23 protein-coding genes and 5 tRNA genes are annotated in these 25,061 nt (G+C 34.3%); 16 read left to right on the forward strand and 12 right to left on the reverse strand.

The annotated features are described in order from the left end of the window. Positions 1-21: 21 nt before the first annotated feature. The gene (locus PGH12_RS07355; RefSeq protein WP_267597521.1) at positions 22-1,308 is read right to left on the reverse strand and encodes an adenylosuccinate synthase; all 1,287 of its coding nucleotides are present in this window, start codon (positions 1,306-1,308) and stop codon (positions 22-24) included. Positions 1,309-1,468: 160 nt separating this feature from the next. On the opposite strand from PGH12_RS07355, the gene PGH12_RS07360 reads away from it, so the two are divergent. From PGH12_RS07360 to PGH12_RS07395, 8 genes are all read left to right on the forward strand, one after another. Continuing rightward, positions 1,469-2,470 (forward strand): hypothetical protein, encoded by a 1,002-nt coding sequence (locus PGH12_RS07360; protein WP_267597522.1) that lies wholly within the window; start codon positions 1,469-1,471, stop codon positions 2,468-2,470. Positions 2,471-2,557: 87 nt separating this feature from the next. Further along, positions 2,558-3,154: a hypothetical protein gene (locus PGH12_RS07365; RefSeq protein ID WP_267597523.1), complete on the forward strand. Its 597-nt coding sequence runs from the start codon at positions 2,558-2,560 to the stop codon at positions 3,152-3,154. A 293-nt stretch (positions 3,155-3,447) separates the two neighbouring features. After that, positions 3,448-4,002, forward strand: coding sequence for a hypoxanthine phosphoribosyltransferase (hpt, locus tag PGH12_RS07370; protein WP_267597524.1), 555 nt, complete (start codon positions 3,448-3,450; stop codon positions 4,000-4,002). 127 nt (positions 4,003-4,129) lie between these two features. Continuing rightward, positions 4,130-4,708, forward strand: coding sequence for an adenylate kinase (locus PGH12_RS07375; protein ID WP_267597525.1), 579 nt, complete (start codon positions 4,130-4,132; stop codon positions 4,706-4,708). A gap of 79 nt (positions 4,709-4,787) precedes the next feature. Then, on the forward strand, positions 4,788-5,771 hold the full coding sequence (gene obgE / locus PGH12_RS07380; RefSeq protein WP_267597526.1) for a GTPase ObgE: 984 nt from the start codon (positions 4,788-4,790) through the stop codon (positions 5,769-5,771). A gap of 89 nt (positions 5,772-5,860) precedes the next feature. Beyond that, the gene (locus PGH12_RS07385) at positions 5,861-6,499 is read left to right on the forward strand and encodes a porin family protein (RefSeq protein ID WP_271286814.1); all 639 of its coding nucleotides are present in this window, start codon (positions 5,861-5,863) and stop codon (positions 6,497-6,499) included. Between the two features lie 80 nt (positions 6,500-6,579). Further along, the gene (locus PGH12_RS07390) at positions 6,580-7,068 is read left to right on the forward strand and encodes a DUF6438 domain-containing protein (protein WP_267597528.1); all 489 of its coding nucleotides are present in this window, start codon (positions 6,580-6,582) and stop codon (positions 7,066-7,068) included. 164 nt (positions 7,069-7,232) lie between these two features. Continuing rightward, entirely contained in the window at positions 7,233-8,492 is a 1,260-nt protein-coding gene (locus tag PGH12_RS07395) for a DEAD/DEAH box helicase (RefSeq protein ID WP_267597529.1), read from the forward strand. Between the two features lie 47 nt (positions 8,493-8,539). On the opposite strand, the gene PGH12_RS07400 is transcribed toward PGH12_RS07395, so the two are convergent. From PGH12_RS07400 to PGH12_RS07430, 7 genes are all read right to left on the reverse strand, one after another. Continuing rightward, positions 8,540-9,304, reverse strand: coding sequence for a TatD family hydrolase (locus PGH12_RS07400; protein ID WP_267597530.1), 765 nt, complete (start codon positions 9,302-9,304; stop codon positions 8,540-8,542). A gap of 5 nt (positions 9,305-9,309) precedes the next feature. Then, a complete protein-coding gene (locus PGH12_RS07405; protein WP_267597531.1) occupies positions 9,310-9,837 on the reverse strand; it encodes a DUF4269 domain-containing protein in 528 nt (175 codons plus the stop codon). 6 nt (positions 9,838-9,843) lie between these two features. After that, positions 9,844-10,794 carry a GSCFA domain-containing protein gene (locus PGH12_RS07410; RefSeq protein ID WP_267597532.1) on the reverse strand — a complete coding sequence of 317 codons (951 nt, stop codon included), beginning with the start codon at positions 10,792-10,794 and terminating at the stop codon, positions 9,844-9,846. 77 nt (positions 10,795-10,871) lie between these two features. Further along, a complete protein-coding gene (locus PGH12_RS07415) occupies positions 10,872-11,843 on the reverse strand; it encodes a polyprenyl synthetase family protein (protein ID WP_267597533.1) in 972 nt (323 codons plus the stop codon). Between the two features lie 102 nt (positions 11,844-11,945). Continuing rightward, complete coding sequence (locus tag PGH12_RS07420; RefSeq protein WP_267597534.1) at positions 11,946-13,088, reverse strand: inorganic phosphate transporter; 1,143 nt, start codon at positions 13,086-13,088, stop codon at positions 11,946-11,948. Positions 13,089-13,106: 18 nt separating this feature from the next. Beyond that, positions 13,107-13,745, reverse strand: a complete 639-nt coding sequence (locus PGH12_RS07425) for a DUF47 domain-containing protein (protein WP_129536417.1) — start codon at positions 13,743-13,745, stop codon at positions 13,107-13,109. Positions 13,746-13,991: 246 nt separating this feature from the next. Then, positions 13,992-15,716 carry a DEAD/DEAH box helicase gene (locus PGH12_RS07430; RefSeq protein WP_267597535.1) on the reverse strand — a complete coding sequence of 575 codons (1,725 nt, stop codon included), beginning with the start codon at positions 15,714-15,716 and terminating at the stop codon, positions 13,992-13,994. 274 nt (positions 15,717-15,990) lie between these two features. Between PGH12_RS07430 and PGH12_RS07435 the strand changes: the two genes are divergently transcribed. The 3 genes from PGH12_RS07435 to PGH12_RS07445 all read left to right on the forward strand — a co-directional run bounded on the left by PGH12_RS07435 (position 15,991) and on the right by PGH12_RS07445 (position 19,060). Beyond that, a complete protein-coding gene (locus tag PGH12_RS07435) occupies positions 15,991-16,668 on the forward strand; it encodes a DUF2461 domain-containing protein (RefSeq protein WP_267597536.1) in 678 nt (225 codons plus the stop codon). A gap of 115 nt (positions 16,669-16,783) precedes the next feature. Continuing rightward, positions 16,784-17,575 carry an FkbM family methyltransferase gene (locus tag PGH12_RS07440; protein ID WP_267597537.1) on the forward strand — a complete coding sequence of 264 codons (792 nt, stop codon included), beginning with the start codon at positions 16,784-16,786 and terminating at the stop codon, positions 17,573-17,575. Positions 17,576-17,581: 6 nt separating this feature from the next. Continuing rightward, positions 17,582-19,060, forward strand: coding sequence for a lipopolysaccharide biosynthesis protein (locus tag PGH12_RS07445; RefSeq protein WP_267597538.1), 1,479 nt, complete (start codon positions 17,582-17,584; stop codon positions 19,058-19,060). Here PGH12_RS07445 and PGH12_RS07450 read toward each other — a convergent pair. The 4 genes from PGH12_RS07450 to PGH12_RS07465 all read right to left on the reverse strand — a co-directional run bounded on the left by PGH12_RS07450 (position 19,053) and on the right by PGH12_RS07465 (position 23,615). Beyond that, the gene (locus tag PGH12_RS07450) at positions 19,053-20,123 is read right to left on the reverse strand and encodes a hypothetical protein (RefSeq protein WP_267597539.1); all 1,071 of its coding nucleotides are present in this window, start codon (positions 20,121-20,123) and stop codon (positions 19,053-19,055) included. The genes PGH12_RS07445 and PGH12_RS07450 overlap by 8 nt on opposite strands. A gap of 80 nt (positions 20,124-20,203) precedes the next feature. After that, positions 20,204-21,058 carry a glycosyltransferase family 2 protein gene (locus PGH12_RS07455; RefSeq protein WP_267597540.1) on the reverse strand — a complete coding sequence of 285 codons (855 nt, stop codon included), beginning with the start codon at positions 21,056-21,058 and terminating at the stop codon, positions 20,204-20,206. A gap of 109 nt (positions 21,059-21,167) precedes the next feature. Then, entirely contained in the window at positions 21,168-22,568 is a 1,401-nt protein-coding gene (gene aspA, locus PGH12_RS07460; RefSeq protein WP_267597541.1) for an aspartate ammonia-lyase, read from the reverse strand. A gap of 21 nt (positions 22,569-22,589) precedes the next feature. Continuing rightward, positions 22,590-23,615 (reverse strand): N-acetylmuramoyl-L-alanine amidase, encoded by a 1,026-nt coding sequence (locus tag PGH12_RS07465; RefSeq protein WP_267597542.1) that lies wholly within the window; start codon positions 23,613-23,615, stop codon positions 22,590-22,592. Positions 23,616-23,750: 135 nt separating this feature from the next. On the opposite strand from PGH12_RS07465, the gene PGH12_RS07470 reads away from it, so the two are divergent. The 5 genes from PGH12_RS07470 to PGH12_RS07490 all read left to right on the forward strand — a co-directional run bounded on the left by PGH12_RS07470 (position 23,751) and on the right by PGH12_RS07490 (position 25,018). Continuing rightward, a tRNA-Ser gene (locus PGH12_RS07470) sits at positions 23,751-23,837 on the forward strand. Between the two features lie 14 nt (positions 23,838-23,851). Beyond that, positions 23,852-23,926, forward strand: a tRNA-Pro gene (locus tag PGH12_RS07475). Positions 23,927-24,268: 342 nt separating this feature from the next. Further along, positions 24,269-24,342, forward strand: a tRNA-Arg gene (locus PGH12_RS07480). A gap of 390 nt (positions 24,343-24,732) precedes the next feature. After that, positions 24,733-24,807 (forward strand) — tRNA-Pro (locus PGH12_RS07485). A gap of 137 nt (positions 24,808-24,944) precedes the next feature. Beyond that, positions 24,945-25,018 (forward strand) — tRNA-Arg (locus PGH12_RS07490). Positions 25,019-25,061 lie beyond the last annotated feature (43 nt).

Genomic DNA, 25,061 nt, shown 5'->3' on the forward strand with positions numbered 1-25,061 from the left:
ATATATGTTGAATTTATTTTTTTAGAATAATTCTTTTCTGATGATGTTCTGACTTCTTTCCGGACCTACGGAAACCAGGTAAACATTGATTCCTAAATACTCTTCGATGAACTCGATGTATTTCTGAGCCGTATCAGGAAGTTCGTCATAACTTCTTACTTTCGTTAAATCTTCATTCCAACCCGGTAAATCTTTGTAGATCGGTTCGTAGTTGTATAATTTTTCAGTTGAAGAAGTGAAATAATCGATAATTTTTCCGTCTTCAGTTTTGTAATGCGTAACAATTTTCAGGTTTTCGATTCCTGTAAGAACGTCTAATTTTGTGATCACCAAGTTATTGATTCCGTTGATCATACAGGCGTGCTTCAAAGAAACAAGGTCTAACCAACCTGTTCTTCTTGGTCTTCCAGTAGTCGCTCCGAATTCACCACCAATCTGTCTGATGCTTTCTCCTAACTCATTATCCAGTTCAGAAGGGAACGGTCCGTTTCCTACTCTAGTACAATATGCTTTGGCAACACCGATTAAGTTTTTCAATGAAGTTGGCGGAACTCCCGCTCCTGTACAAACTCCCCCTGTAGATGGAGAAGATGAAGTAACGTAAGGATAAGTTCCAAAGTCGATGTCTAACATCAAAGCCTGAGCTCCTTCGAACAATACGTTTTTACCGTCTCTGATCGCTTCGTTCAGTTCCAATTCAGTATCAACGATTCTTTCTTGAAGCTGTTTTCCGATTTCTAAATATTCGTTGTAGATTTCTTCAACGTCTAAAGTCGGTTTGTCGTAATATTTTTCGAAAAGAGAGTTTTTAACCTTTAAATTTTTCTCAATTTTGTCTCTTAAAATTTCAGGGTTTAGAAGGTCAACCATTCTGATACCAATTCTTGCAATTTTATCTTCGTAGCAAGGCCCAATTCCTTTTTTCGTAGTTCCTATCTGTGTTCCTCCGTGCTCTTCCTCACGGTAAGTATCCAAAAGAATGTGGTAAGGCATGATGACATGCGCTCTTCTGCTGATAAAAATGTGGTCTGTTCTCAAGCCCTTGCTTTCGATCTGACCAACTTCTTTAATGAAAGATTTAGGATTTACCACTACTCCATTGGCAATGATACATTTCCCTTTACACTGCAAAACTCCTGAAGGAAGAAGGTGTAAAACAAATTTCTCTTCACCCACATAAACTGTGTGACCAGCGTTGTCTCCGCCTTGGAAACGTACAACGTAATCAGATTTTGCCGATAAAACATCAGTGATTTTTCCTTTACCTTCATCTCCATACTGAAGACCTACAACTACGTAAGTTGACATATTTTACTTTTATTTTAGATTCGTACAAAATTACTTTTAAAAAATTGGGTGGGCAAATTTGAGGGGAATTTTATTTTTGGGTGGTGGGAATTGTGGGGCTGAATCTTGAAATTTCCTCTCAAATATATTATATTTGAAAATCAATTTTGAAAAAAAACTAATGACAGTAAAAGAAGCTATTTTAAAAAGTCTTGAAGATTTAATAATTCCTGTTTATAATGTAGAAGTGTTAAATCACATTGTAGAAAAAAATTATTACGAATTTTTAAAGGGAAAAACTCCTGCATCTACAATATCTGCACAACTTGGAGATTACATAAGAAGTGGAGATACTAGAGTCAAAAGAATTAAAAAATCTAATGGAATTTACTACTATTATTTAACTAAAAACGAACAACAAATTGAAGTTGATATTTTAAATGATGAATATATTATTCCACCTCCTGTAATAAATGAAGAGATTAAGATAAAGACAAAAGTTTATGAAGAAAGAGATTTGCATAAACTTTTAAGTAGTTTCTTAAAAAACACTGAAACATTCTCAAAAACTATTTTTCATGAGCAATCTAATGGAAAGGATAGTAATCAAATTTGGACTCATCCTGATATGGTCGCAATTAAGTTTCTAAATCTTCAAACAAAAGCAAGTCAGAATTTTCTTAAATCAATAAATAGAGTCGATACATTTAAATTAAGTTCCTATGAACTAAAAAGGGAAATTAATAGTGATAGCGAACTTAAAAAAGCTTATTTCCAAGCTGTTTCAAATTCAAGTTGGGCTAATTATGGTTATTTAGTAGCTTTTGAATTCAGTGATAGTCTTCACGAAGAAATGTCAAGATTAAACCAATCTTTTGGAATTGGAATTATTGAATTGAATGCAAATCCTTATCAAAGTAAAATATTGTTTCCGGCTATTTATCGTGATTTAGATTTTAAAACAATTGATAAACTTTGTAAAATAAATAGAGAATTTGAAAATTTTATTGAACAAACTGAAAAGTTATTAACTGCCAGTGAAAAGTATATAACTGGTGCAGAAAAGGAATTAGACGAATTTTGTGACAAGTATTTTCTAAATGATTCTGAAATTGAAAAATATTGTAAAGATAAAAATATACCTTTTGAAAAATATTGGAATAACATTATAGAAATAAATTGAATCGATGAACAGCAAAAAATTCAGGTTTCATAAAATTCAATCGCAAAAACTTTTTAAACAATCTTCATAAAAAACACTTAAAATAAAATGCAGGAAAACACTAGAGATGAATTTTTAAAAATAGCCGAAGAATATGTATTAAATAATGCAGGAGATCATGTTGAAGTTAGTTACACAGAAGATTATGATGATCTCTTCGTTTTTGGTTATCAGGCAAAGGATAAAAAGGTATGTTTAATAGGTCAAGGTCCAATACTTCTTGTAAAAAAAGATGGGAGAATATTTGAGTTTGGAAGTGCTACAGGTCACAAACAAGCTTTACTTGAAGTAATCAAAAAATTAAATAAGGAAAGATTAATAAGAATTTTTCAAGAAGATTATAATATTCAAAACAATAATTATGATTTAATAATCAATGACATTCACAAAGACGAAGAATATGAAGATTATAAAGAACTTGACGAGTTAACAACTGTTTTGCTAAGAAACAAAATCAATTATCTTGTACGTAATGAAAACAATGAAGTTAAATGTCATTATTACACTAAAGAACAATTGGAAGAAGCTTTAAAACAAACACCTGCGAATTTAGGTCACAATTTTGATGAATATTTAGAAGACGTTCTTATTGATCTCATCAATACTAATATTTATTTTAGATGGACACTTTCAGAAATTAAATAAATACCATTCGCAGAAATATTATAATAGCTTAGATTCCTTCGGAATGACAAACATTATGGATATTTCTTACTTTAACAAAAACTTAAAACCAATCCAACTTCGCAAAAAAGTTCATTCTTTAAAACCACCCCGTCAAAAATTTCTTTGAAATTTTCGCCACCCCTCCAGTGGAGGGGAATTTTAATGCCTCAATATTTATCGATTTCTTTTATAAAAACAAGTTTTGTAAACCTGACAGACCTCACAAAAAACTTTCATCAAAATTCCGTAACTTTGCCGACTACTAAAATTTTATGGAAAGTATACAAGTTCACGACAAAACTTTTGTTCCTTATTTAAAGGATGCCGAAATTCAGGAAATCGTAAAAGCTACCGCTCTGAAAATTTATGAAGATTACAAGGATGAAGTTCCTGTTTTCATTGGTGTGCTCAACGGAGTGATCATGTTTTTCTCTGATCTTCTTAAACATTATCCTGGTGAATGCGAAATTGCTTTTATCCAAATGAGTTCTTACGCAGGAACAGAATCTACAGGAATCGTTTACCAGAAAATGGAACTAACGAAAGACGTAAAAGACCGCCACATCATCTTGGTAGAAGATATCGTTGACACAGGAAATACGGTAGAAAGTCTTTTCAAATATTTCAACGAAACGCAACGCCCGAAATCTGTAAAAATCGCTTCATTCCTTTTAAAGCCGGAAGTGTATAAAAAGGATTTTAAGTTGGATTATATCGGAAAAGAAATTCCAAACAAATTTGTTTTAGGTTATGGTCTTGACTACGATGAGTTGGGAAGAAATCTTCCGAACCTGTATCAGTTGGAAGAAGGAACCATCAACCATTAATGATTGCTACTGGCTTTTAGCTTTTGGCTATTAGCTTTTAATAATATATCTAAGTAAAAAGTAAATATTAACTAAAAAAGCTAAAGGCTTAAGCATATTGCCCAAAGCCTGATGCAGAAAAACAATTATGATAAACATTGTTCTGTTCGGCCCTCCAGGAAGTGGAAAAGGAACTCAAGCTCAAAATCTGATTGAGAAATTTAATTTAAAGCAAATCTCCACTGGTGATCTTTTCAGATTCAACATGAAAAATGATACTGAACTGGGAAAATTAGCAAAATCTTATATCGACAAGGGAGAATTGGTTCCGGATCAGGTAACAATTGATATGCTGATTGACGAATTAAGAAAGCCAACCGATGCGGCAGGATTTATTTTCGACGGATATCCTAGAACTGCCGTACAGACAGAAGCTTTGGAAAAAATCGTAAAAGATGAGCTGAATGACGACATTGATGTTTGTCTTTCATTGATCGTAGAAGATCAAATTTTAGTAGAAAGATTGCTGAAAAGAGGTGAAACAAGTGGAAGAACCGATGACAGCAATGTAGAAATAATAGAAAATAGAATTAAAGAATACTACGCAAAAACAGCAGAAGTTGCCGAGCTTTACAAACAACAAGGCAAATATGTAGAGATCAATGGCGTTGGCGAAATCAATGAGATTTCTGAAATGCTTTTCGCTGAAGTAGAAAAAATAAAATAGTTTAAAGTTGTGAGTGATGAGTTATAAATAGATACAATTCATTCTCATAATTCATAACTCATAACTCAAATTGTAAGAAATGTCAAATTTTGTAGATTACGTAAAGATTCATTGTAAAAGCGGTCATGGTGGCGCAGGTTCTGCCCATCTTCGCCGTGAAAAATATATCCCCAAGGGTGGCCCCGACGGTGGTGACGGTGGTCGCGGCGGTCACGTGATCATGAAAGGAAATTCTCAGGAGTGGACTTTACTTCCACTTCGCTACACGCGCCATGTAAAGGCAGAACGTGGGCAAAACGGAGCGAAAAACCAGCTTACCGGAGCGTACGGAGAAGATGTTTACATTGAAGTTCCGATCGGGACGATTGCTAAAAATGAAGAGGGCGAAATTGTAGGCGAAATAATGGAACACGGTCAGGAAATCATCCTGATGGAAGGTGGAAAAGGTGGAAAAGGTAACGAACATTTCAAATCTTCAACCCATCAGACTCCAAGATACGCACAACCCGGTATGGACGGACAGGAAGGTTTTATTGTTTTTGAACTGAAAATCTTAGCTGACGTTGGTTTGGTAGGTTTCCCGAACGCAGGAAAATCAACGTTATTATCTTCGGTTTCTGCAGCAAGACCAAAAATTGCTGATTATGCATTTACAACCCTGACACCAAATTTAGGAATTGTAGATTACAGAAATTATAAATCTTTTGTAATGGCAGATATCCCCGGTATTATCGAGGGTGCTGCTGAAGGAAAAGGCTTGGGACACAGATTCTTAAGACATATTGAGAGAAACTCGATCTTGCTTTTTTTAATTCCTTCAGACTCTGAAAGTCATTTTCAGGAATTTAAGATCTTAGAAAACGAGCTTAAAGAATACAATCCTGAATTACTGGATAAAGATTTTATTATCTCCATTTCAAAATCTGACCTTTTGGATGAAGAGCTGAAAAAAGAAATTTCAACGGAATTTCCGGAAAACCGAAAGCCTCTTTTCTTTTCAGGAATTACAGGCGAAGGATTGATGGAGCTGAAAGATGCGATCTGGAAAAGACTTCACGGATAAAAAAATACTGATTGTGCTGTAAATTCTTTTTTTTACAGCACAATTTCTTTAGAAAAACAACGTTAGATTTGAAATTAACTATGAAAAAAATGACAAAGAATTTTTTTTTGACCCTATCGGTCACAATTTCGGGATTTATGAGTGCGCAAACTGCTGATCAAGGTTCAGAATCTCAATTTAAATTTGGCGCAAAAGCCGGATATAGCCTATCTTCTATGAAAATTTTTGACAACAAGATCGATTCAAAATCTTACTTCTATGCAGGATTTGTAGGCGAAATGCCTGTTTCTTCGAAAGTGGGTATCCAGGCAGAAGTATTATATACACAATTGGGCGGTACAGAACATCTTCCATTGGTACAGTTGATTGGCAACGAAGTTACAGAGTTAGGCGATGTGGCTTTTGATTATCAGTTTTCTCAAATTCAGATTCCGGTTTCGGTAAAGTACTATTTTATCCCAAAATTGTCTGCAGCAGTAGGGATGAATTTTGGTTTTAATTTTTCTGAAAAACTTAAAACTGACGGTATTGTGAACGGCACAGATTCACAAGATCTTCAAGATTTTAAAACTTTAAACCTATTCCCTTTTTTGGGAGCAGAATATAAATTGACTGACCGATTTTTTGTCGATGCGAGATACAATTTTAATTTTTTCGACATGCACAAAAATGGTTTCACCACAAAAATAGGTTTCCTGCAGGCCGGCGTAGGCTACAGATTTAACTAAAAAATAATAAAGAGAAACTCACAAGGTTTCTCTTTACTTTTGGAACACTTATTGAGAGACTCCACACAAATTTAAAAAAAATGAAATATTTATTAAGTCTATTCGCTGCAGTACTTTTACTCTCATGCAGCACCCAAAAAAGTCAGTCAAAATATTCAACAATAGAATATGAGGCAGGAGCTTGTTTTGGATTTTGCCCGATCTATAAAATGACAATACAGGCAGACAGAACCGCTGTTTTGGAAGCTGAACATTTTAATTTTTCTAAAGGTACCTCAAAAGACGAGTTTTCAAAACCGAGAGAAGGAACTTTTACCACAACCATTAAAGAAGCAGATTACAATAAACTTGTTGCTTTATTAGACGGACTTGACGTAAAAAATCTTCAGGATAAATACGGAAGCAAAAATATAAGTGATCTTCCAACTTCTTATTTAAGAATAAAATTTGCAGACGGAACTTCAAAAAACACAGAAGATTATGGTAAAAGAGGTTCTGAAAAATTGATAAAAGTATATCAGTTTTTTGAGGATTTGAAGACGAATCAGCAGTGGAAAAAAGTGAAATAACGGGAATCAATTAATTTAGTTTATCTTTGCAGTATATTTCGCGGCATTCTCAGCCAGTAAAGTAATTTTTTACTTAAAAATTCTGTTAAAAGTTTTTAGCAGATTTTGCTAAAAATGATGAAGTATACTGCTTCAACCGCACTATTTTAATACACAATACCATTTTGTTATTTACAGACTTAAACATTATCAAGCCCATTTTAGATGCGCTTCAAAAGGAAGGTTATGAAAAACCAACTCCTATTCAGGAACAATCAATTCCTTCAATTTTAGAACACAGAGATCTTTTGGGTACTGCGCAGACAGGAACAGGGAAAACAGCAGCTTTTGCGATCCCAATCCTTCAGAATCTTACAGAAAGAAAAGGCCCCAAGAACAATCATATAAAAGCTCTTATTCTTACTCCGACAAGAGAATTGGCCATTCAGATCGAAGAAAGTTTCAATTCTTACGGTAAAAATTTACCTTTAAGAAAATTGGTGATTTTCGGAGGAGTGAAACAGGGAAGTCAGGAAACGGCTTTGCGAAGAGGTGTTGACATTTTGGTGGCAACTCCGGGAAGATTATTAGATTTTATCGCTCAGGGAATTATCAGTTTAAAAAATCTTGAAATTTTTGTATTAGACGAAGCCGACAGAATGTTGGATATGGGTTTTGTACATGATGTAAAAAGAATTATTAAACTTTTACCTCAAAAAAGACAGACTCTTTTCTTCTCTGCAACGATGCCTACAGAAATTCAGAAATTGGCAGATTCAATTTTGAATACACCGATCAAGGTTTCTGTTACTCCTATTTCTTCGACTGCAGAAACGATTAAACAGGCTGTATATTTTGTTGATAAAGAAAATAAGTTAGAACTTTTGACTCATATTCTTCAAAATAATATCTCAGATTCAGTTTTAGTTTTCTCAAGAACAAAACACGGTGCAGATAAAATTGCAAGAAAATTACAAGCCAATAACATCTCTGCAGAAGCAATTCACGGGAACAAATCTCAAAATGCGAGACAGAATGCTTTAAATAATTTTAAAGCAGGAAGAACACGTATTTTGGTTGCTACAGACATCGCGGCGAGAGGTATTGATATTGACGAACTGAAATACGTTGTTAATTTCGAACTTTCTGACGTTGCAGAAACCTATGTTCACAGAATCGGGAGAACAGGACGTGCAGGAGCAGAAGGATCTTCAATTTCATTCGTTGACGGATTAGATTTATTAAATTTAAAAGACACCGAAAAATTGATCGGAATGAAAATTCCGGTTGAGAAAAATCATCCTTTCCATACTGATAATTTGGTGGTAGAAAAAAGAGATTCCAATAACAAACCTTTTACTCCAAGACCAAAACCTGCAGGTCAGCAAAAATCTGATCATAGCAAGAAACCAAAAAATAAAAGTAATTTTTCTAGAAAGAAATAAAAATTGAAGCCTTCCAAAATTTGGAAGGCTTTATTTTTTCAGCTAATTTAGTTTACAAACATTCGTTTTGCATTCTCAGTCGTAATCATGTCAATATCAGCAAAATCTTTATTGTAAATATTCACCAATTTTCCAGCGACCAAATCAAGATAAGAACTTTCATTTCTTTTTCCTCTGAACGGAACTGGTGCGAGGTAAGGAGAATCTGTTTCTAAAACAATTTTATCTAATGGAATTTCATTTAAAAACTGATCAATTTTTCCATTTTTGAAAGTGACTACTCCACCGATTCCTAAAATAAAATTTAAATCGATGGCATGTTTTGCGTGCTCCAAATTTCCAGAGAAGCAATGGAAAATTCCTCGCAATTTCGGATGTTTTTTTCTTTCTAAAACTTCAAACGTTTCATCAAAACTTTCTCTGGTATGAATTACAATCGGCAAATCTTTTTCAATCGCCCAGTCAATTTGCTGTTCAAAAGCTTTTACCTGAATATCTAAAGTCGTTTTATCCCAATACAGATCGATCCCGATTTCTCCGATTGCAGGGAAATGACGTTCATTCAGATAATTTTTTACTATTTTCAGTTCTTTTTCCCAAGATTCCGGTTTTACATAACATGGGTGAAGTCCCATCATTGAAAAAATCTGGTTTGGATAATCACTTTCCAGCTGAAGCATTTTTTCGTGAAATTCTGAATCGATTGCCGGTAGATAAAACTCTGTAATTCCTTTATCTAAAGCTCTTTGAATCGTTTCTTTTCTGTCTTCATCAAACTCTTCCGAATATAAATGGGTATGCGTATCAATCATTATTTTTAAAATTTTAATAGATCTTCGTAAGGATTCTCTAAATTCAGCAACATTCCGAAAGCTGGTTCTGTTTTGATTCCTTTTTTCTTCAGTTCTATTATTTTTTGTTTAAAATCTTCTCCTTTCTCCTTTAATATTTTGTGTTCAGCAATCATGTGCAGATAGGCATTTTGGTGAGTTGTTGGTTTGTTTTGTGCAAAAATTTCAATTGGAAACTCTTCCAACATAAAATTTATCACAATACATTTTTCGCCATTAATAATCGGATATTCAACTTTTACATCTGCATTAGAAGGAATCATTTTACTAAATGCAATATCATCTAAAAAATCTTCTTCAAATCTGAGATCAACTTCACAAATAATATCTAAATTACTTCCCTCAATATCAATTTCTATCGGAATCGTTCCTGCTAAAATCGGCGAAAAATTAGAAAGCTTTTCAAATACTTTATAACTTGTAAGAACGTCAAAAGCTCTTTTCTGTCTTTCATTTCCATATTTCAGATAATCAATTTTAGTAAAGTCAATCATTCGAAATCAGAATATTTTGTGTTTGGTTTTCTTTTGCTGAATTTCAATTCTTTGATTTAGTTTGTCTCTAAACTCAATATATTTTGGATCTTTTTCATCATCAGAACGATGTTCTAAAGCTTTGTTAATTTTAAAATTTTCTTTAATAAAATCTTTAGTTTCATCTGAAAAATAAGCATTTCCAAATTTCTCAAAAATATAATTAACTGCCTGAGAATTAGGATGAATCATATCTTCTTTGTAAAAACGGTAATCACGCAAATCATCCATCAAGATCTCGTAAACAGGAAGATAATGACAGTTTTCTATCTCTGAAATCACTTCATGAATGGCCGTAATCAGTTTTGATTTGCTCAGCTGATTTTCAATCATTCCGTCTTTTGTATGACGAACCGGCGAAACGGTAAACAAAATATGAAGATCATCTTTGCAAATATCTTTCAGATTTAAAATTGTATCGTAGATAGAATCTGTAAGCTCCTGATGCGTCAGCAATCTTTTTTCAAAAAACTTCTGCGGAATTTTATGGCAGTTGGCAACAAGCTTTTTCTTGGGTTCAAATTCATAAATAAATGAAGTTCCATACGTGATAATCACCCAATTTGAATCTTGAAGAAACTGATTTCCATCAACAATTTTCCTATTGATTTTGTCTAAAGTCTGATAAATAAACCTTGTATCAAAGCTTGAATGATGATCTAAAGAAATATATTCATCATTAAAAATAATCAGTTCTTCCTCGTGATAAAACTCAGAATCATGGAGTCTTTTAATGGAATTATTAATTGAAAAAGGATTAAATAAAGTCCCAAAAGGATTATTAAAGGTCCGCAACTGACCTTGCTGAAATAATTCAGACATTTCAGAAGCGAAACACGAACCTATTGAAAATATTTTATCTTCAATATCAATTTTCTTGTCAGATTCTGCGATATTAACTTCTGTCCTGAATTTCATTTTTATTAGGTAAGAGATTGAATATATTAGATTGTAGATAAACTGTTAAGTAAAACCTATTATCTGCAACCTGAAAATTAGCTTTCTCTTCTCAAAAGGTAATTTGCCAACTCAGCAAACGGTTTTTTCTTATCTTCGGCAATGTCTATTTTTGAAAGATAACTTTGACCGATTTCATTATGCTTTTCGATCAGACGTAATGCTTTTTCGTCAACTTTTGTTCTTCTGAAAATCTTTTCAACACCGTAGACTTTATCAATATTATCCGTTTTTTTGGAATACCAGTAATCCAGTTCTTTTTTCTCTTCTTCTGTACCGTGTTCTTTGGCTAAAAGATAAAGAACAGTTTTTTTATTTTCGTAAATATCACCTGCGTGTTTCTTACCAAACTGTGCCTGATCTCCGAATACATCCAAATAATCATCCATAATCTGAAAAGCGATTCCGATGTGTTTTCCGAAATTGAAGATCGCTTTAGCATCTTTAAACTGTGCTTTGGCAATCAAAGCACCAATCTCAAATGAAGATGCGCTTAAAACTCCGGTTTTATAAGTAATCATTCTGATGTAGTCATCAAAAGTCACATTTTCCTGAGTTTCAAAATTGATGTCATATTGCTGACCTTCACACAGAAGCAAACCTGTATGGGTGAAAATTCTGATACACGCTTTAAAAATTTCCGGTTCAAGATCTTCAAAGAATTTGTAAGCTTTCAGCATCAATCCATCTCCGGAAAGAATTCCAACATTGATTCCGTGTAAAGTATGGATGGTAGGTTTATTTCTTCTTAGTGGTGCTTCATCCATAATATCATCATGAATCAGCGTAAAATTATGGAAAAACTCAATCGCCAAAGCGGGCTTTATAGCCTGTTTCATGTCACCTCCGAACAAATCACACGCCATCAATACCATGATCGGACGAAGGCGCTTTCCTCCGTGCGAGATGATATAATTCATCGGTTCGTATAACTCGGCGGGTTTATCTTTAAACGTATATTTAGTAATGGCATCAGCAACAATCTGTTGGTAGGTGTCTAAGAATTCCATAAAAGATTTTAATTTGAACAAAAATACGATTTTCTTAGGGGTTTCAAAACAAAAAACTTTGCCTGTTGAGACAAAGTTTTGTGATATGATTTATTTCTTTAATTAAGTCAAATAAGTTACTGCAAGATACGTAAGCGCAGCAACAATTGCCGAAATAGGAATCGTTAAAACCCAAGCCCAAAGTAAGCTTACTGTAATTCCCCAACGTACTGCAGAAACTCTTTTTGTTAATCCAACACCGATAATAGAACCGGTAATCGTATGTGTCGTAGAAACCGGAATCCCGAAGTGATCGGTAATAAAAAGCGTTATTGCACCAGCAGTTTCAGCACTTACACCTTCTAATGGAGTTACTTTTGTGATTTTTGTTCCCATTGTTTTGATGATCTTCCAGCCTCCACTCATGGTTCCTAATGCGATCGCGATGAAAGAAACTAACGGAACCCACATATAATGCTGTGCAAAATAATTAAAACGTTCAGCAGTTTCAATATTTAGATAAACAGGATCCTGAAGCATGTTCACGTGGTAGTAAATTAAAGCAGCTCCGATGATCCCCATTACTTTCTGAGCGTCATTCAAACCGTGCCCTAAACTGAACAAAGCCGAAGAAACCAACTGTAATCTTTTGAAAGATTGATCTGCTTTATGAGGATTCGACTTTTTATAAAGATGCACAATGATTAAAGTAATGATAATCGAAATTACCATCCCGATAATCGGTGCCAGGAAAATAAATAAGAAAATAGGAATTACTTTGCTGAATTTCACAACATCCTGACTAGCAACCTTTGACACGGTCTGCGTTACAGTTTCCCACATTCCTAAATCCGGAGTGGCAGCTACAACTTCGCGGTAATCCATTAAAAAAGCATGCATTAATGCTGCTCCTAAGAAACCACCAATCAGCGTGTGAGATGATGATGAAGGAATACCGAACCACCATGTTAAAAGGTTCCATGCAATTGCAGCAATTAAACCTGAAAAAATAACTTCTAGCGTAATAAAATTTTCGTTGACGGTTTTAGCAATCGTGTTACCGATTTTAAACTCACCAATGATATACGCAGCGATAAAGAAAGCGGCAAAATTCCAGAGTGCTGCCCAAAGTACAGCCTGAAACGGCGTTAAAACTTTTGTAGAAACAATCGTCGCAATAGAATTGGCTGCATCATGAAAACCATTAATATAATCGAAGATTAAAGCCAAAGCAATAATAACCGTAAGTAAAATAGGAAATTCCATTTTTGTTATGTATTGTTTTTAAGCGTATTTAATCATGATGTTCTCAATCGTGTTGGCAACATCTTCTGCTTTATCGGTTACGATCTCAAGATAGTTTAGAACTGAGGATATTTTGATGATATTGATGGCATCATTCGTCTCAAAAAGCTCTACCATAGAGTTTGAAAGAAGATCATCAGCAATATTTTCGATAGAATTTACTTTGATACAAGCTTCCTTCACCTGCTCCATGTTTTTAAAACCTTTGAGATTTTTCATGGCATTCTGAATTTCAAGACAAGCCTTGTGAATCAATAATGAGAAGTCTGCATAAGCCTTCATCATCGGAGATTTGTATAAGAAAATATATTTCGTAGAAGCGTAGATATAATCTGCAATATCATCAAGACCTGTTGCCAAAGTGTGAATATCTTCACGGTCGAAAGGTGTGATGAAGTTTTTCCCCAATTCAATAAAGATCTCATGAGTGAGCTCATCATTTTTGTGCTCATAGTCGCTCATCAGTTTCAACATTGCGTCGTCATTTAGATCGAAATCTTTTACGCCGTTGTTGAAGTCATTAGACATTGCAACTAAGTTCTCTGTTACTTTTTCGAAAAGCACAAAGAAAATTTTATCTTTTGGCTGAAATGCGTGGAAAATATTACCAATTGCCATTTGTAAATTGTATTTAATTTATTCGTGTGCAAATTTCCTAAAAAAGCATCTTAACAAAAAGCAACTTGCATTAATTTTTGTTAATATTGAATTAATATTTGTTCACACACATTGCTAAATATAATATCGAGCGCGCATCAATTTAGCAGTCAAAGAATTAAGATTAAGTCTTACTGTTTATTTAAATTGTTCAAAATAAAAAAAGCCGACAAATTGCCGGCTTTTGATATATTTATAAGTTTCAGATTAGTTAGCCTCTTCAGCTCTCATATCTTTTCCTTTAAATTTCATTGACTGAATGTTTCCAAGAAGTTCTCCTTTGAAAGCCTTTTCAACTTCAAAGAAAGAGAATTTTTCAAGAATTTCGATGTTTCCGATCTCAGCTCTTTTATTTCCTTTGCTTGATGTAGCTTTATTGATTATTTCCAATACATCTAGTTTTTTCAACTGGTCTTTTTTACCAAGGTTGAAGAAAAATCTAGTCATATTTTCGTCTCTCTGTCTTGGTTTACCACCACGATCGCCACGATCTCCTCTTCTTTCACCTCTGTCGCTACGTTCTCCTCTGTCACGATCTCTTCCTCTGTCACGATCTCTTCCACCTCTGCTGTCTCTCTCTCTTCCGCCTCTGTCATCATCACGGTTGTTGAACTTCTGATCCAATAGATCCTGTTTGTCTTTGTAATATAGAGCAAGATCTTTTAACTGGAATTGCAACAACTGAACAACCAATTCTTCTTTGGTGAAATTACTTAAATCCGGAACAAGATTTTGATCAAATTCAAAAATATTTTCGTGCTCTGTCATTAATTTTTCAAAAACTCCTGTTACCTGAGCCGACATTACCTCGTCACCTGTAGGAATTTTCTTTTCAACGATATCAATCTTCGTAGTCGATTTGATCTGCTTCAGTTTTCTACTTTCTTCCGGCTTGATTAAAGCCATAGAAATACCGTCTTTTCCTGCTCTACCCGTTCTTCCGCTTCTGTGTACAAAAACTTCAGGATCATCTGGTAAAGAGAAGTGAATAACGTGAGTTAGTGAATTCACATCCAAACCTCTAGCAGCAACGTCTGTCGCAACCAAGATATCAATATTTTTTAATCTGAATTTCTTCATTACCGTATCTCTCTGCGCCTGAGAAAGATCACCATGAAGAGCATCAGCTGCATAGCCATTCTGCATCAAAAAGTCTGCAACCTCCTGAGTTTCCATTCTTGTTCTACAGAAAATAATGGAGTACTGATTCGGGTTTGCATCAATAAGTCTCTTTAGAGCTTCTTTTTTATAACGGTAACCTACAACATAGTATTCATGCTTAATGTTCTTCTTAACTTCGTTAATAGAACCCACAGAAATACGGTGAGGCGTTGTAAGGTAGCTTTTAGAAATTCTTTCTACTTCTTTGCTCATCGTTGCAGAGAACAAGAAAGTTTGTTTTGTTTCCGGTGTTTCTCTCAGAATTGTTTCCAACTCATCTTTGAAACCCATCGATAGCATCTCATCTGCTTCATCTAAAACCATCCAGTGGATTTCAGAGAAGTCAAGAGCTTTTCTGTTGATCAAGTCGATCACCCTTCCCGGAGTACCTACAATTACTTGAGGTTTATCTCTCAAAGAACGCATTTGATCCGTAATACTGCTTCCACCATAAACTGCTGTAGTTTTGATGTTTTTCATGTACTTCGAATAGTTGTTAATGTCTTTAGAAATCTGTAGACATAGTTCTCGTGTCGGGCAAAGCACCAAAAATTGGATTTTGCGACTCGTATCGTCAATCATGTCCAAAATCGGAAGCGAAAACGCTGCTGTTTTGCCTGTCCCTGTCTGCGCAAGTGCGATTAGATCGCGAATATCTGATTGAATAAAAGGGATAGTCTGTTTTTGGATTTCTGTCGGGCTTTCGTAACCCAGTTCGCCAATGGCCTTAAGGATGTCAGGACTTAAATTGGTCTCCGTAAATAAATTCATTAATTGATATAAAATTTTTGCAAAGATACAACATATAATTGGATAATGCTTTATCTAATATTAACGAATTGATAAATTTATTTTATAAAACTCCAATTATTTTTCTGTTTATGCAAAAAAAGGACAAAAATTTTAATTTAAATTTAACAGATTCTCAATAAACCTTGCAACAGACGGTTTATATAATTCGACAATGATTATGATAAATCTTCAAAAGCAGCCATAAAATCAGAAGTCTCATATGTTTTATTTAATTTTGACCAAAACAAACAAAATGGCAGCAGCAATTTCAGCGAAAATCTTCAAATATCTCGACGAACTCAATAAAAATAATAACCGTGAATGGTTTAATGACCATAAAAATCTTTACACAGAAGCGCAAAACGAATTCGAGATTTTTGTAGAAAATCTTATTCAGGAACTCGGAAAATATGATGAAAAAGTCGCTAAGCTGGATGCCAAAAAATCTCTACTCAGAATTTACAGAGATATTCGTTTTTCTAAAGATAAAACTCCGTACAAAACCTATTTTGGCGCATCACTCGGGATGGGAAAAAGTAATGAAAAAGCGGGTCACTATCTTCACCTCGAGCCGGGAAAATCTTTCGTAGCAAGCGGAATTTATCTTCCCGAAGCAGCAGTTTTAAAAATAATCAGGAAAGAAATTTCAGTTTTTAAAGATGATTTTCTGAAAACAGTTGATGATAAAGATTTTAAAAAGCATTATGGAGAATTAGATCGTGAACATGAACTGAAAAAAATTCCGCAAGGCTTTGAAAAAGAAGATCCGATGGCTGAATATCTGAAACTCAAAAGTTTTATCGGATCTCATCATCTTAGCAACAAAGATATTATGGATAAAAATGCTGTACAAAACCTCACTGCTATCATGAAATCTGCAAAACCACTGAAAGATTTCTTAAATGCACCATTTTCCGACAGGGCAGAGTAATTCACCATTATCAAATAATATAAATCCTTATGAGACAATAGTTTGCATTTGATTTAATTTAACATCATTTTAACATTTTTTACTACCTTTGTCGGTCGTCAAAAAAAAGAAATCAATGTCTTTATACCAGCAACTCGCAGAATATCTACAATACATCAGTCCGACCTTTTATAAAGAGCGATATTTTAAAAATTTAAAATATCTTACTAAAGACAATTTTTCACAGCGTAATGTAGAGCCGGAGTTGGTTTGGATTAGAGAATATTTAAATGATGATGCAGTAATTTTCGACATCGGAGCCAATGTAGGAACTTTCCTTTATCATTTCGAAAGCAAACTTAAACATCAAAATATTTACGCTTTCGAACCTAATAAAAAGCTTAATACGAGATTGAAAAGACTTTTTCCGTCGATGAATATTTCATCTGTTGCACTTTCTGATGAAAATACAACTGCAGAATTTAAAGTTCCTGTCATTAAAGGAAAAATGGTTGCTTCTAGAGGCACACTGAATACTTCATACAAAGAAAAAGGCGAAGAAAGAAGCTACACCGAAACTGTAGAAGTCATAAAATTGGATGACTGGACGAAATCTAAAAACCTTCAAAAAATTGATTTCATCAAAATTGATGTTGAAGGAAATGAAATGAAAACGCTTTTCGGAGGAAAAGAAACCATACAGCATTACAAGCCAACATTAATGGTTGAGATGGAGCAGCGGCACCACGACGAGCCAATCTGGAACAAAATCTCGGAAGTCGAAAGCTGGGGTTTTGAAGCCAATTATCTTAACAGAAAAAGTTTTGCTCTCGAAAAATTAACTCACGAAATTTTACTGAAAAACATCAGCGACGAAAAAAATAAAACCGACTATATCAACAATATCATTTTTATCCCGAAAAACTAAAATCTTATGAGTGTAGTTGCAAGACAGGGATTTAAATATTCAATTATTGGGTATTTTGGCTTTTTAATAGGAACCATTTCAGCGATATTTATTTTCCCTAATGATTTTGAATTTTACGGAAAACTGAGATATATTCTGCCTACCGCAGAGATGCTGGTACCTTTTGTAGTACTGGGAATTTCTTATTCTAATGTGAAATTTTTCCATAAAGTTGAAAAAGACGGCAAAAAACAGAACATGCTTTCTCTTTCTCTTGCAGCAATTTTGGTAAATTTCATCATATTTTCCATTATCTTTTTCGTTATTCCTTTCCTATTTCCGAACTTTAAAAATACAGAAGCGTGGAAGATCAAGCAAGTGATCTTGCCTATGATTCTACTGCTGTCATTTTGCACAGTTTTCAATAAATATACTTCCAATTACAAACGAATCGTAGTTTCTAATATTTTTGATAATTTATTTCCAAAAATAGCCAATCTTGGAGCGTTCTGTTTGGTTTTTTACTTCGCATTATCAGAAAAAATTGCCTATGCATTTTTTTTCGGAATGTTCGCATTAATGCTATCAGGCTATATTTATTATACCAACAGACTCGAAAAAATTAATCTTGATTTCAGTACAGATTATTTTAAAAAAGATTCTTTCTGGAAAGAATTTTCAAATTACAGTTTTTTTGGTTTTTTAGGAACTTTCGGGAATTATTTAGCGATCAATAGTTTCATGATCGGTGAATTTTTAGGAATGGAAGAAAACGGAATTTATTCGGTTTTGTATGCGTTGATCTCATTAATATCTATCCCGCAGCTTGGTTTATTTAATATTTCTGCACCTATCATCAGTAAAAATCTTGCCGAAAATGATATGGAAGAACTCGACAGATTCCACAAGAAAACCTCATTAACGCTCTATTTTTTAGGCGCAGTTCTTTTTTCTTGTATTATGGTAGGATTTCCTTTTCTCACGCACTTTATGCCTAAAAACGGTCTTCAATTGCAGGAATACACTCCCGTTATATGGATCTGGGGTTCAGCAGTTTTAATTGATCTTGCAACAGGTTTTAACGGCAATATTATCTCTCTTTCAAAATATTATCGTTTCAATATTTTAGTAATGCTTTTACTGGCAGGTTTGACGGTGGGTCTCAATCTGTATTTTATCAATCATACTGATCTCAAATTGATGGGAATCGCTTTGTCTACGGCAATTTCTCTTACGACTTATAACGTCATCAAGATAATCTTCAATTACATTATGTTCAAGGTCTCTCCTTTGAGTATAGAGATGATTTTTGTTTCGATCATTTGTACACTTGCAATTACGGTTGCTATTGTTTTACCCAATTTTGATAATCAATTCATCAATCTAGTTTATAAACCAGCCGTTGTTCTGATCCTCATTTTTATCGGAAATCATTTCACGAAAATTTTCCCTATTGAGGAATATCTGAATATAAAATTCATCAAAAGCGTACTAAAATTTAAATAGCCATTAACTGATTGAGAAGGATTTCCGCATCTTTTTGAATTTTTTCCCGGCCAAAATCTTTTTGAAAATTGTATTGGAAATTTTTTAGTTTTAAAAATTGCTCTATCAAATTTTCTTCTTCCGGAATGATAAATTCAAGTTTTGAAGAATAATTTTTCGGGAAAACTGCAGGTTTACCATATTTAATAGCGTCACCTAAATTTCCTGTCATTTTTGTTTTGCCATAAATTTCTCTGTTGCTGAAAAATTCAGCCTCCCCCTGAATCGGACACCACAAAACATCGGCTTTTCGCATCCATTCGTCAAAGATACTTGCTGAAACTCTTTCTGAAAAATATTGAATATTGACATTTTCCAGAGAACGCTCTAAGTCTACCATTTTTTTCAGCTCATTTCCTTTAGCTTTTCCAAGAAAAACAAATTCGATAAGCTTAGTTCTGAGAGCCAATCCATTTTTAATTTTGATCTCCAGATCATTAATTTCTTTAATAATCTTATCGTAATCTCTTCGCTTCTGAGAAACTCCGCCCGGAACAACTATTGTTAGAATATCACTACTTATTTTCTTGAAATTTTTAGTGTAAAAAAGAGGTAGGAATTTATATCTGCCATCAGCCAATTCTTGATCGAGAACTAAATAATTTTTAGCATTTTCGTATGCTTTCTTCGTGCAGAACAATCCTTCTTTCAACCACAATTTCAGCCTGAACATCAGATCATTTTTAAATATATTTATGATTAAATCTGATTTCGAAATCTTCGAAAAATTGATATTATGAACAATAATTGATGTATTGTGTTTCTCACTAATCGCCAAGAAGATATTAAAATAACGATGAACAGTTCCGATAATCACCAAATCATACTTTTCCGTCGATAACTGATCCAAAATCATTGAAGAATCGGAAATATGAATATTTTTTCCGTTTCCCAGAACCTGATTTTTAATCTTTTCTGAGAAATAATAGCTCACATCAAATTCTGTAGATTCTTGCATTAAATCCATAAAAACCTGTGCAATTTCAGCATGAGTATCGATTTCTATGTATGCTATTTTTTTCAATCTAAAATTTTAAGTTTTGGCTAAAGCCAGATATGATATTTGCTTCCAGAAAAACGGGCTAAAGCCCGTTGCTATTGAATTTAAAGTTTAAACCATTTCTTCTTAAACATATTCCATCGCTGCTCATTAATGACTTTTTGTTCGCTTTTTGAAATCTTCAATTCGAGATTTTGAGATTTACATTTTTCATATGAACTGATAATTTGAAAAAGAAACCAAGGTGAATTTATTTTCATAGCTTCTTTTCCGGCTGCGACATACGTCAAAAACCTATTTAACCCTAAAAAATAAAAGTATCTACCATAATAATCTGCGGGTTTTATTGTGTAATCTGCGCCTTTTATCTTGATTAATTTAACTTTCAAGTCGGGTAAAACAATTTCTTCCCAACCCAAATTTTTAAGCAAAACAGAATCAATATTATCCCAGCCTAAAGTTTCTCTCAAACCTCCAATTGCTTCAAAACACTCTTTTCTATAAGCCTTCATCGGACCACGAACATGATTTTTATTGGAATTACCTTCATAAACCCACGCTCCGTTTTTTTCGATGTACAATAAACCTCCAACCAATCCATATTTAGGATTATTGATAAATGCTTTTTCGATTTCAAAAAGGTAATTTTCTTCTAAAATAATATCAGCATCAAATTTACAGATGATGTCAAAATCACGAGTGTTCTGAGTTTCCAATCCTTTTTTAAAGGCATTCACCACTTTAGAACCTGGCTGATGGGCAGATTTTTCTAAATTAATGGTTTCAAAGCGAGAATCTGCCAATGTAAATTTTTGTATAACCTCAGAAGTATTATCCGTAGAACCATCATTCACGATGACCACCTTAAACTCCTCAAAACGTTGTTGTTGTAAAGAATCTAAAGTAAATGAAAGGTTATCTTGTTCGTTGTGCGCGGGAATGATAATTAAAAACTTCACAAAATAATTTAATTAATTGATGCTAAATAATAATTTAAATTGATTTTAACAGAGCATATCTATGCAATGTTATTAATATAAGGATCTAAAAATATGTATCTTAAAGTAATTACATTTTGTGAGGCTTCAACATATTTCGTGGATCCAGAATCTCATCTAATTGTAACTGAGAAAGTAGATTTTTCTCTAAAACAAGATTATATACGCTCTGTCCGGTTTCTAAAGCTTCTTTTGCAATCTGAGTAGATTGTTTGTATCCAATGTAAGGGTTTAATGCTGTTACAATTCCGATGCTGTGTTTTACCATATTGAGACAAACTTCTTTATTAGCGGTAATCCCGACAACGCATTTTGTACGGAGAGTATCTAGCGCATTACAAAGAAACTGAATGTTTTCCATGATGGCATGAGACAAAACAGGCTCCATCACGTTCAACTGCAATTGTCCTGCTTCTGCGGCAAAAGTAACCGTAAGATCATTACCGATTACTTTGAAGCAAACCTGATTCACTACTTCAGGGATTACAGGATTTACTTTTCCGGGCATGATTGATGATCCTGGTTGCATTGGCGGCAAATTGATTTCAGATAAACCTGCCCTCGGACCAGAAGATAACAATCTTAAATCATTACAGATTTTCGAGAGCTTTAAAGCGAGGCGCTTCATGGCTGACGAGTAGATAACATAAGAACCCGTGTCCGGAGTCGCTTCCACCAAATCGGGAGCAGAAACTACAGGATATCCCGTGATTTCGGCCAGGTTTTTTGCACACAATGTTGCATAACCTACCGGAGCATTAATCCCCGTACCGATGGCGGTTGCCCCCATATTAACTTCTACAAATAAATTTGCGTTATTATTTAATTTAGAAATATCTTCTTCCAGTGTAGCAGCAAAAGCTTCAAACTCCTGCCCCATCGTCATCGGCACCGCATCCTGAAGTTGAGTTCTACCCATTTTGATTACACCCTGAAACTCCTGCCCTTTTGCTCTAAATGCTTCCACTATGTTTTTCAGCTTTTCAACCAAACCTTCATTCATCTGCAATAATGCCATTTTGATAGCCGTCGGATAAGCATCATTGGTAGATTGTGAGAGATTGATATGATCATTTGGTGAACAAAATACATATTCGCCTTTATTTTTACCAAGCTTCTCCAAAACCCTGTTTGCAATTACTTCATTGGCATTCATATTAACAGAAGTTCCTGCGCCACCCTGAATCATGTCTATCGGAAACTCAGCATGAAGTGATCCTTCAACCAATTCGTCACAAGTCTCAGCAATTTTCATATAAAGATCTTCTTCAAGTAAACCAAGTTCGTAATTGGTTTTTGCAGCAGCCTTTTTCACGAAAGCCAGACCTTTGATAAATTCGGGATAAGACGAAAGAAGCTGGCCTGAAATTTTAAAATTATCAATCGCTCTCTGTGTCTGTACTCCATAATAAGCATCTATAGGAACATTAAGTATTCCTAACAAATCGCTTTCCTGTCTATAATTTTCCATTGATATTTTTAACAGTTTAAATTATTTTGTTGGATATTTCTGGTTGAGAGCCTGCAAAATCGCCCACATTTCAGCATCTAAAACTCCACTGTAATTCTGTGGTCTGAAATGATACTGCAAAGCTTCGATTGTCTTTTTTGTGGCGTCATCCCACTTTCCATTTGGTAACAGATCGTACCCAAATTTTTGTAAAGCCGTCTGTACTACAAAAATAAATGATGGTTCATTATATTTAACCTCAATATCAGCTTGTGCTAAAGTTAAAAAGTTCTGTTTTGCCATTTCATCGTACCACATTCCAATTTGATATTCATCATAGAGTTTTTTCCACGGAAAAAGTGGTCCCGGATCCTGTTTTCTCGTTGGAGCAATATCTGAATGTGCCAAAACATTTGTCGGCGGAATATTATATCTTACAACAATATCCTTTGCCAATGCAGCAACTTTTTTGATCTGGTCATCACCAAATGGTTCGAAAGTTTTTGTTCCTGCGGCGTCAGCTTTGTAACCCATATTTACAATTTCGATACCTATGGAAGTGTCATTAAGGTTTTTATCTGATCGCCATGCGCTTACACCAGCGTGATATGAACGTTTATTCTCATCAACTAACTGATAAATTTCATTATCTCCAAGGTTATTTACCAAATAATGCGCACTAACTGATTGTTTAGTAAGAACTTCTACAGATTTATCATCAGGTAAAACCGTATAATGCAAAATCAGATACTTCTGTCTGAAATTTTGTGCAATTGCCGGAAAATGCGTTTTCACAACTTTATATCCAGCAGGTTTTGCAGAAACGATAGAGCCATAACTTGCAGTATTGTCGTTTTTTGTGATATCTGCAATATTGGTTCTGAAAAATTCCACACCATGCTCTGTGTCAATTTCAGATTTATTTTTCACAGCAGTACTGGTCTTAACTGGTGTTTTTGACTGTGCAGTAGCTGTTCTTGGCTTAATGGTATTTTTCTTTACATTTTTCTGTGAAGTACACGAAAAAACGAAAACACTTAAGCCGATGATATATAATGTTTTACGCATTAGTTTATATTTTTAACCTATTATTTGCTCAAAAATACACAATTTTTTTCTTAAAATTATTTGGTAAATAAGGAAATGTATTCTATATTTGCACTCGCAATAACGGAATAGCGATCATTCAAAAACGTTATAACAGGAGAGTTGCCTGAGAGGCCGAAAGGACATGTTTGCTAAACATGCGTACTGGTAACGGTACCAAGGGTTCGAATCCCTTACTCTCCGCAGCAAGACTAATTCGGGGCGTAGCGTAGTCCGGTCATCGCGCCTGGTTTGGGACCAGGAGGTCGCAGGTTCGAATCCTGCCGCCCCGACTGTTTTAATAGTTTTCTCAAAACTATTCAATGGGTGCGTAGCTCAGCTGGATAGAGCATCCCGATTCATCGGGACGGTCTTAAGTTTGAAATCTGCCACTCGAAATGTTTTAGTAGTTTTCTCAAAATTACAAATGGGTGCGTAGCTCAGCTGGATAGAGCATCCCGATTCATCGGGACGGTCTTAAGTTTGAAATCTGCCACTCGAAATGTTTTAGTAGTTTTCTCAAAATTACAAATGGGTGCGTAGCTCAGCTGGATAGAGCATCCCGATTCATCGGGACGGTCTTAAGTTTAAATCTGCCACTCGAAATGTTTAGTAGTTTTCTCAAAATTACAAATGGGTGCGTAGCTCAGCTGGATAGAGCATCTGCCTTCTAAGCAGACGGTCTCAGGTTCGAATCCTGACGCGCTCACAAAAGAGAAATCATTATTGGTTTCTCTTTTTTTATTTAATTACTCACGTGTTTCTGTGAAATACTTTATTATTCAGAATTTTTCATAGAAATCCAATCTTTTGAAGATTCAAAGAATTTATTTTTGAGAACACCTGTGACAATTCGCTTTCAATTTTTGAATTAGTGATAAACGATGCTAAAATCATGAACAACATTGAAAATTTCAAAATTCTTTTATTCATTTTTTAACGAGATAAATCAATGATTACTAATAAGGTAAAGTTAATTTCAAAAGTAATTCAACATCTTCATGAAAACTTATTTAACATTTTATTTTTTAATTACAAAAAAAAACATATCTTTGCACCCACAAAAAACAAGGTAATATTTGTTTTAGATGACCTTAATCGGGGCGTAGCGTAGTCCGGTCATCGCGCCTGGTTTGGGACCAGGAGGTCGCAGGTTCGAATCCTGCCGCCCCGACTGTTTTAATAGTTTTCTCAAAACTATTGAATGGGTGCGTAGCTCAGCTGGATAGAGCATCCCGATTCATCGGGACGGTCTTAAGTTTGAAATCTGCCACTCGAAATGTTTTTAGTAGTTTTCATAAAACTACAAATGGGTGCGTAGCTCAGCTGGATAGAGCATCTGCCTTCTAAGCAGACGGTCTCAGGTTCGAATCCTGACGCGCTCACAAAAGAGAAATCATTAGTGGTTTCTCTTTTTTTATATTATTT

It is taken from the genome of Chryseobacterium sp. CY350 (assembly GCF_027945075.1).
Lineage (GTDB): Bacteria > Bacteroidota > Bacteroidia > Flavobacteriales > Weeksellaceae > Chryseobacterium.

What these genes read in the sequence shown, in the direction of transcription:
- PGH12_RS07355 (WP_267597521.1), bottom strand. Translation starts at nt 1,308, where the DNA reads ATGTCAACTTACGTAGTTGTAGGTCTTCAGTATGGAGATGAAGGTAAA.
- PGH12_RS07360 (WP_267597522.1), top strand. Translation starts at nt 1,469, where the DNA reads ATGACAGTAAAAGAAGCTATTTTAAAAAGTCTTGAAGATTTAATAATT.
- PGH12_RS07365 (WP_267597523.1), top strand. Translation starts at nt 2,558, where the DNA reads ATGCAGGAAAACACTAGAGATGAATTTTTAAAAATAGCCGAAGAATAT.
- hpt (WP_267597524.1), top strand. Translation starts at nt 3,448, where the DNA reads ATGGAAAGTATACAAGTTCACGACAAAACTTTTGTTCCTTATTTAAAG.
- PGH12_RS07375 (WP_267597525.1), top strand. Translation starts at nt 4,130, where the DNA reads ATGATAAACATTGTTCTGTTCGGCCCTCCAGGAAGTGGAAAAGGAACT.
- obgE (WP_267597526.1), top strand. Translation starts at nt 4,788, where the DNA reads ATGTCAAATTTTGTAGATTACGTAAAGATTCATTGTAAAAGCGGTCAT.
- PGH12_RS07385 (WP_271286814.1), top strand. Translation starts at nt 5,861, where the DNA reads ATGACAAAGAATTTTTTTTTGACCCTATCGGTCACAATTTCGGGATTT.
- PGH12_RS07390 (WP_267597528.1), top strand. Translation starts at nt 6,580, where the DNA reads ATGAAATATTTATTAAGTCTATTCGCTGCAGTACTTTTACTCTCATGC.
- PGH12_RS07400 (WP_267597530.1), bottom strand. Translation starts at nt 9,304, where the DNA reads ATGATTGATACGCATACCCATTTATATTCGGAAGAGTTTGATGAAGAC.
- PGH12_RS07405 (WP_267597531.1), bottom strand. Translation starts at nt 9,837, where the DNA reads ATGATTGACTTTACTAAAATTGATTATCTGAAATATGGAAATGAAAGA.
- PGH12_RS07410 (WP_267597532.1), bottom strand. Translation starts at nt 10,794, where the DNA reads ATGAAATTCAGGACAGAAGTTAATATCGCAGAATCTGACAAGAAAATT.
- PGH12_RS07415 (WP_267597533.1), bottom strand. Translation starts at nt 11,843, where the DNA reads ATGGAATTCTTAGACACCTACCAACAGATTGTTGCTGATGCCATTACT.
- PGH12_RS07420 (WP_267597534.1), bottom strand. Translation starts at nt 13,088, where the DNA reads ATGGAATTTCCTATTTTACTTACGGTTATTATTGCTTTGGCTTTAATC.
- PGH12_RS07425 (WP_129536417.1), bottom strand. Translation starts at nt 13,745, where the DNA reads ATGGCAATTGGTAATATTTTCCACGCATTTCAGCCAAAAGATAAAATT.
- PGH12_RS07430 (WP_267597535.1), bottom strand. Translation starts at nt 15,716, where the DNA reads ATGAATTTATTTACGGAGACCAATTTAAGTCCTGACATCCTTAAGGCC.
- PGH12_RS07435 (WP_267597536.1), top strand. Translation starts at nt 15,991, where the DNA reads ATGGCAGCAGCAATTTCAGCGAAAATCTTCAAATATCTCGACGAACTC.
- PGH12_RS07440 (WP_267597537.1), top strand. Translation starts at nt 16,784, where the DNA reads ATGTCTTTATACCAGCAACTCGCAGAATATCTACAATACATCAGTCCG.
- PGH12_RS07445 (WP_267597538.1), top strand. Translation starts at nt 17,582, where the DNA reads ATGAGTGTAGTTGCAAGACAGGGATTTAAATATTCAATTATTGGGTAT.
- aspA (WP_267597541.1), bottom strand. Translation starts at nt 22,568, where the DNA reads ATGGAAAATTATAGACAGGAAAGCGATTTGTTAGGAATACTTAATGTT.
- PGH12_RS07465 (WP_267597542.1), bottom strand. Translation starts at nt 23,615, where the DNA reads ATGCGTAAAACATTATATATCATCGGCTTAAGTGTTTTCGTTTTTTCG.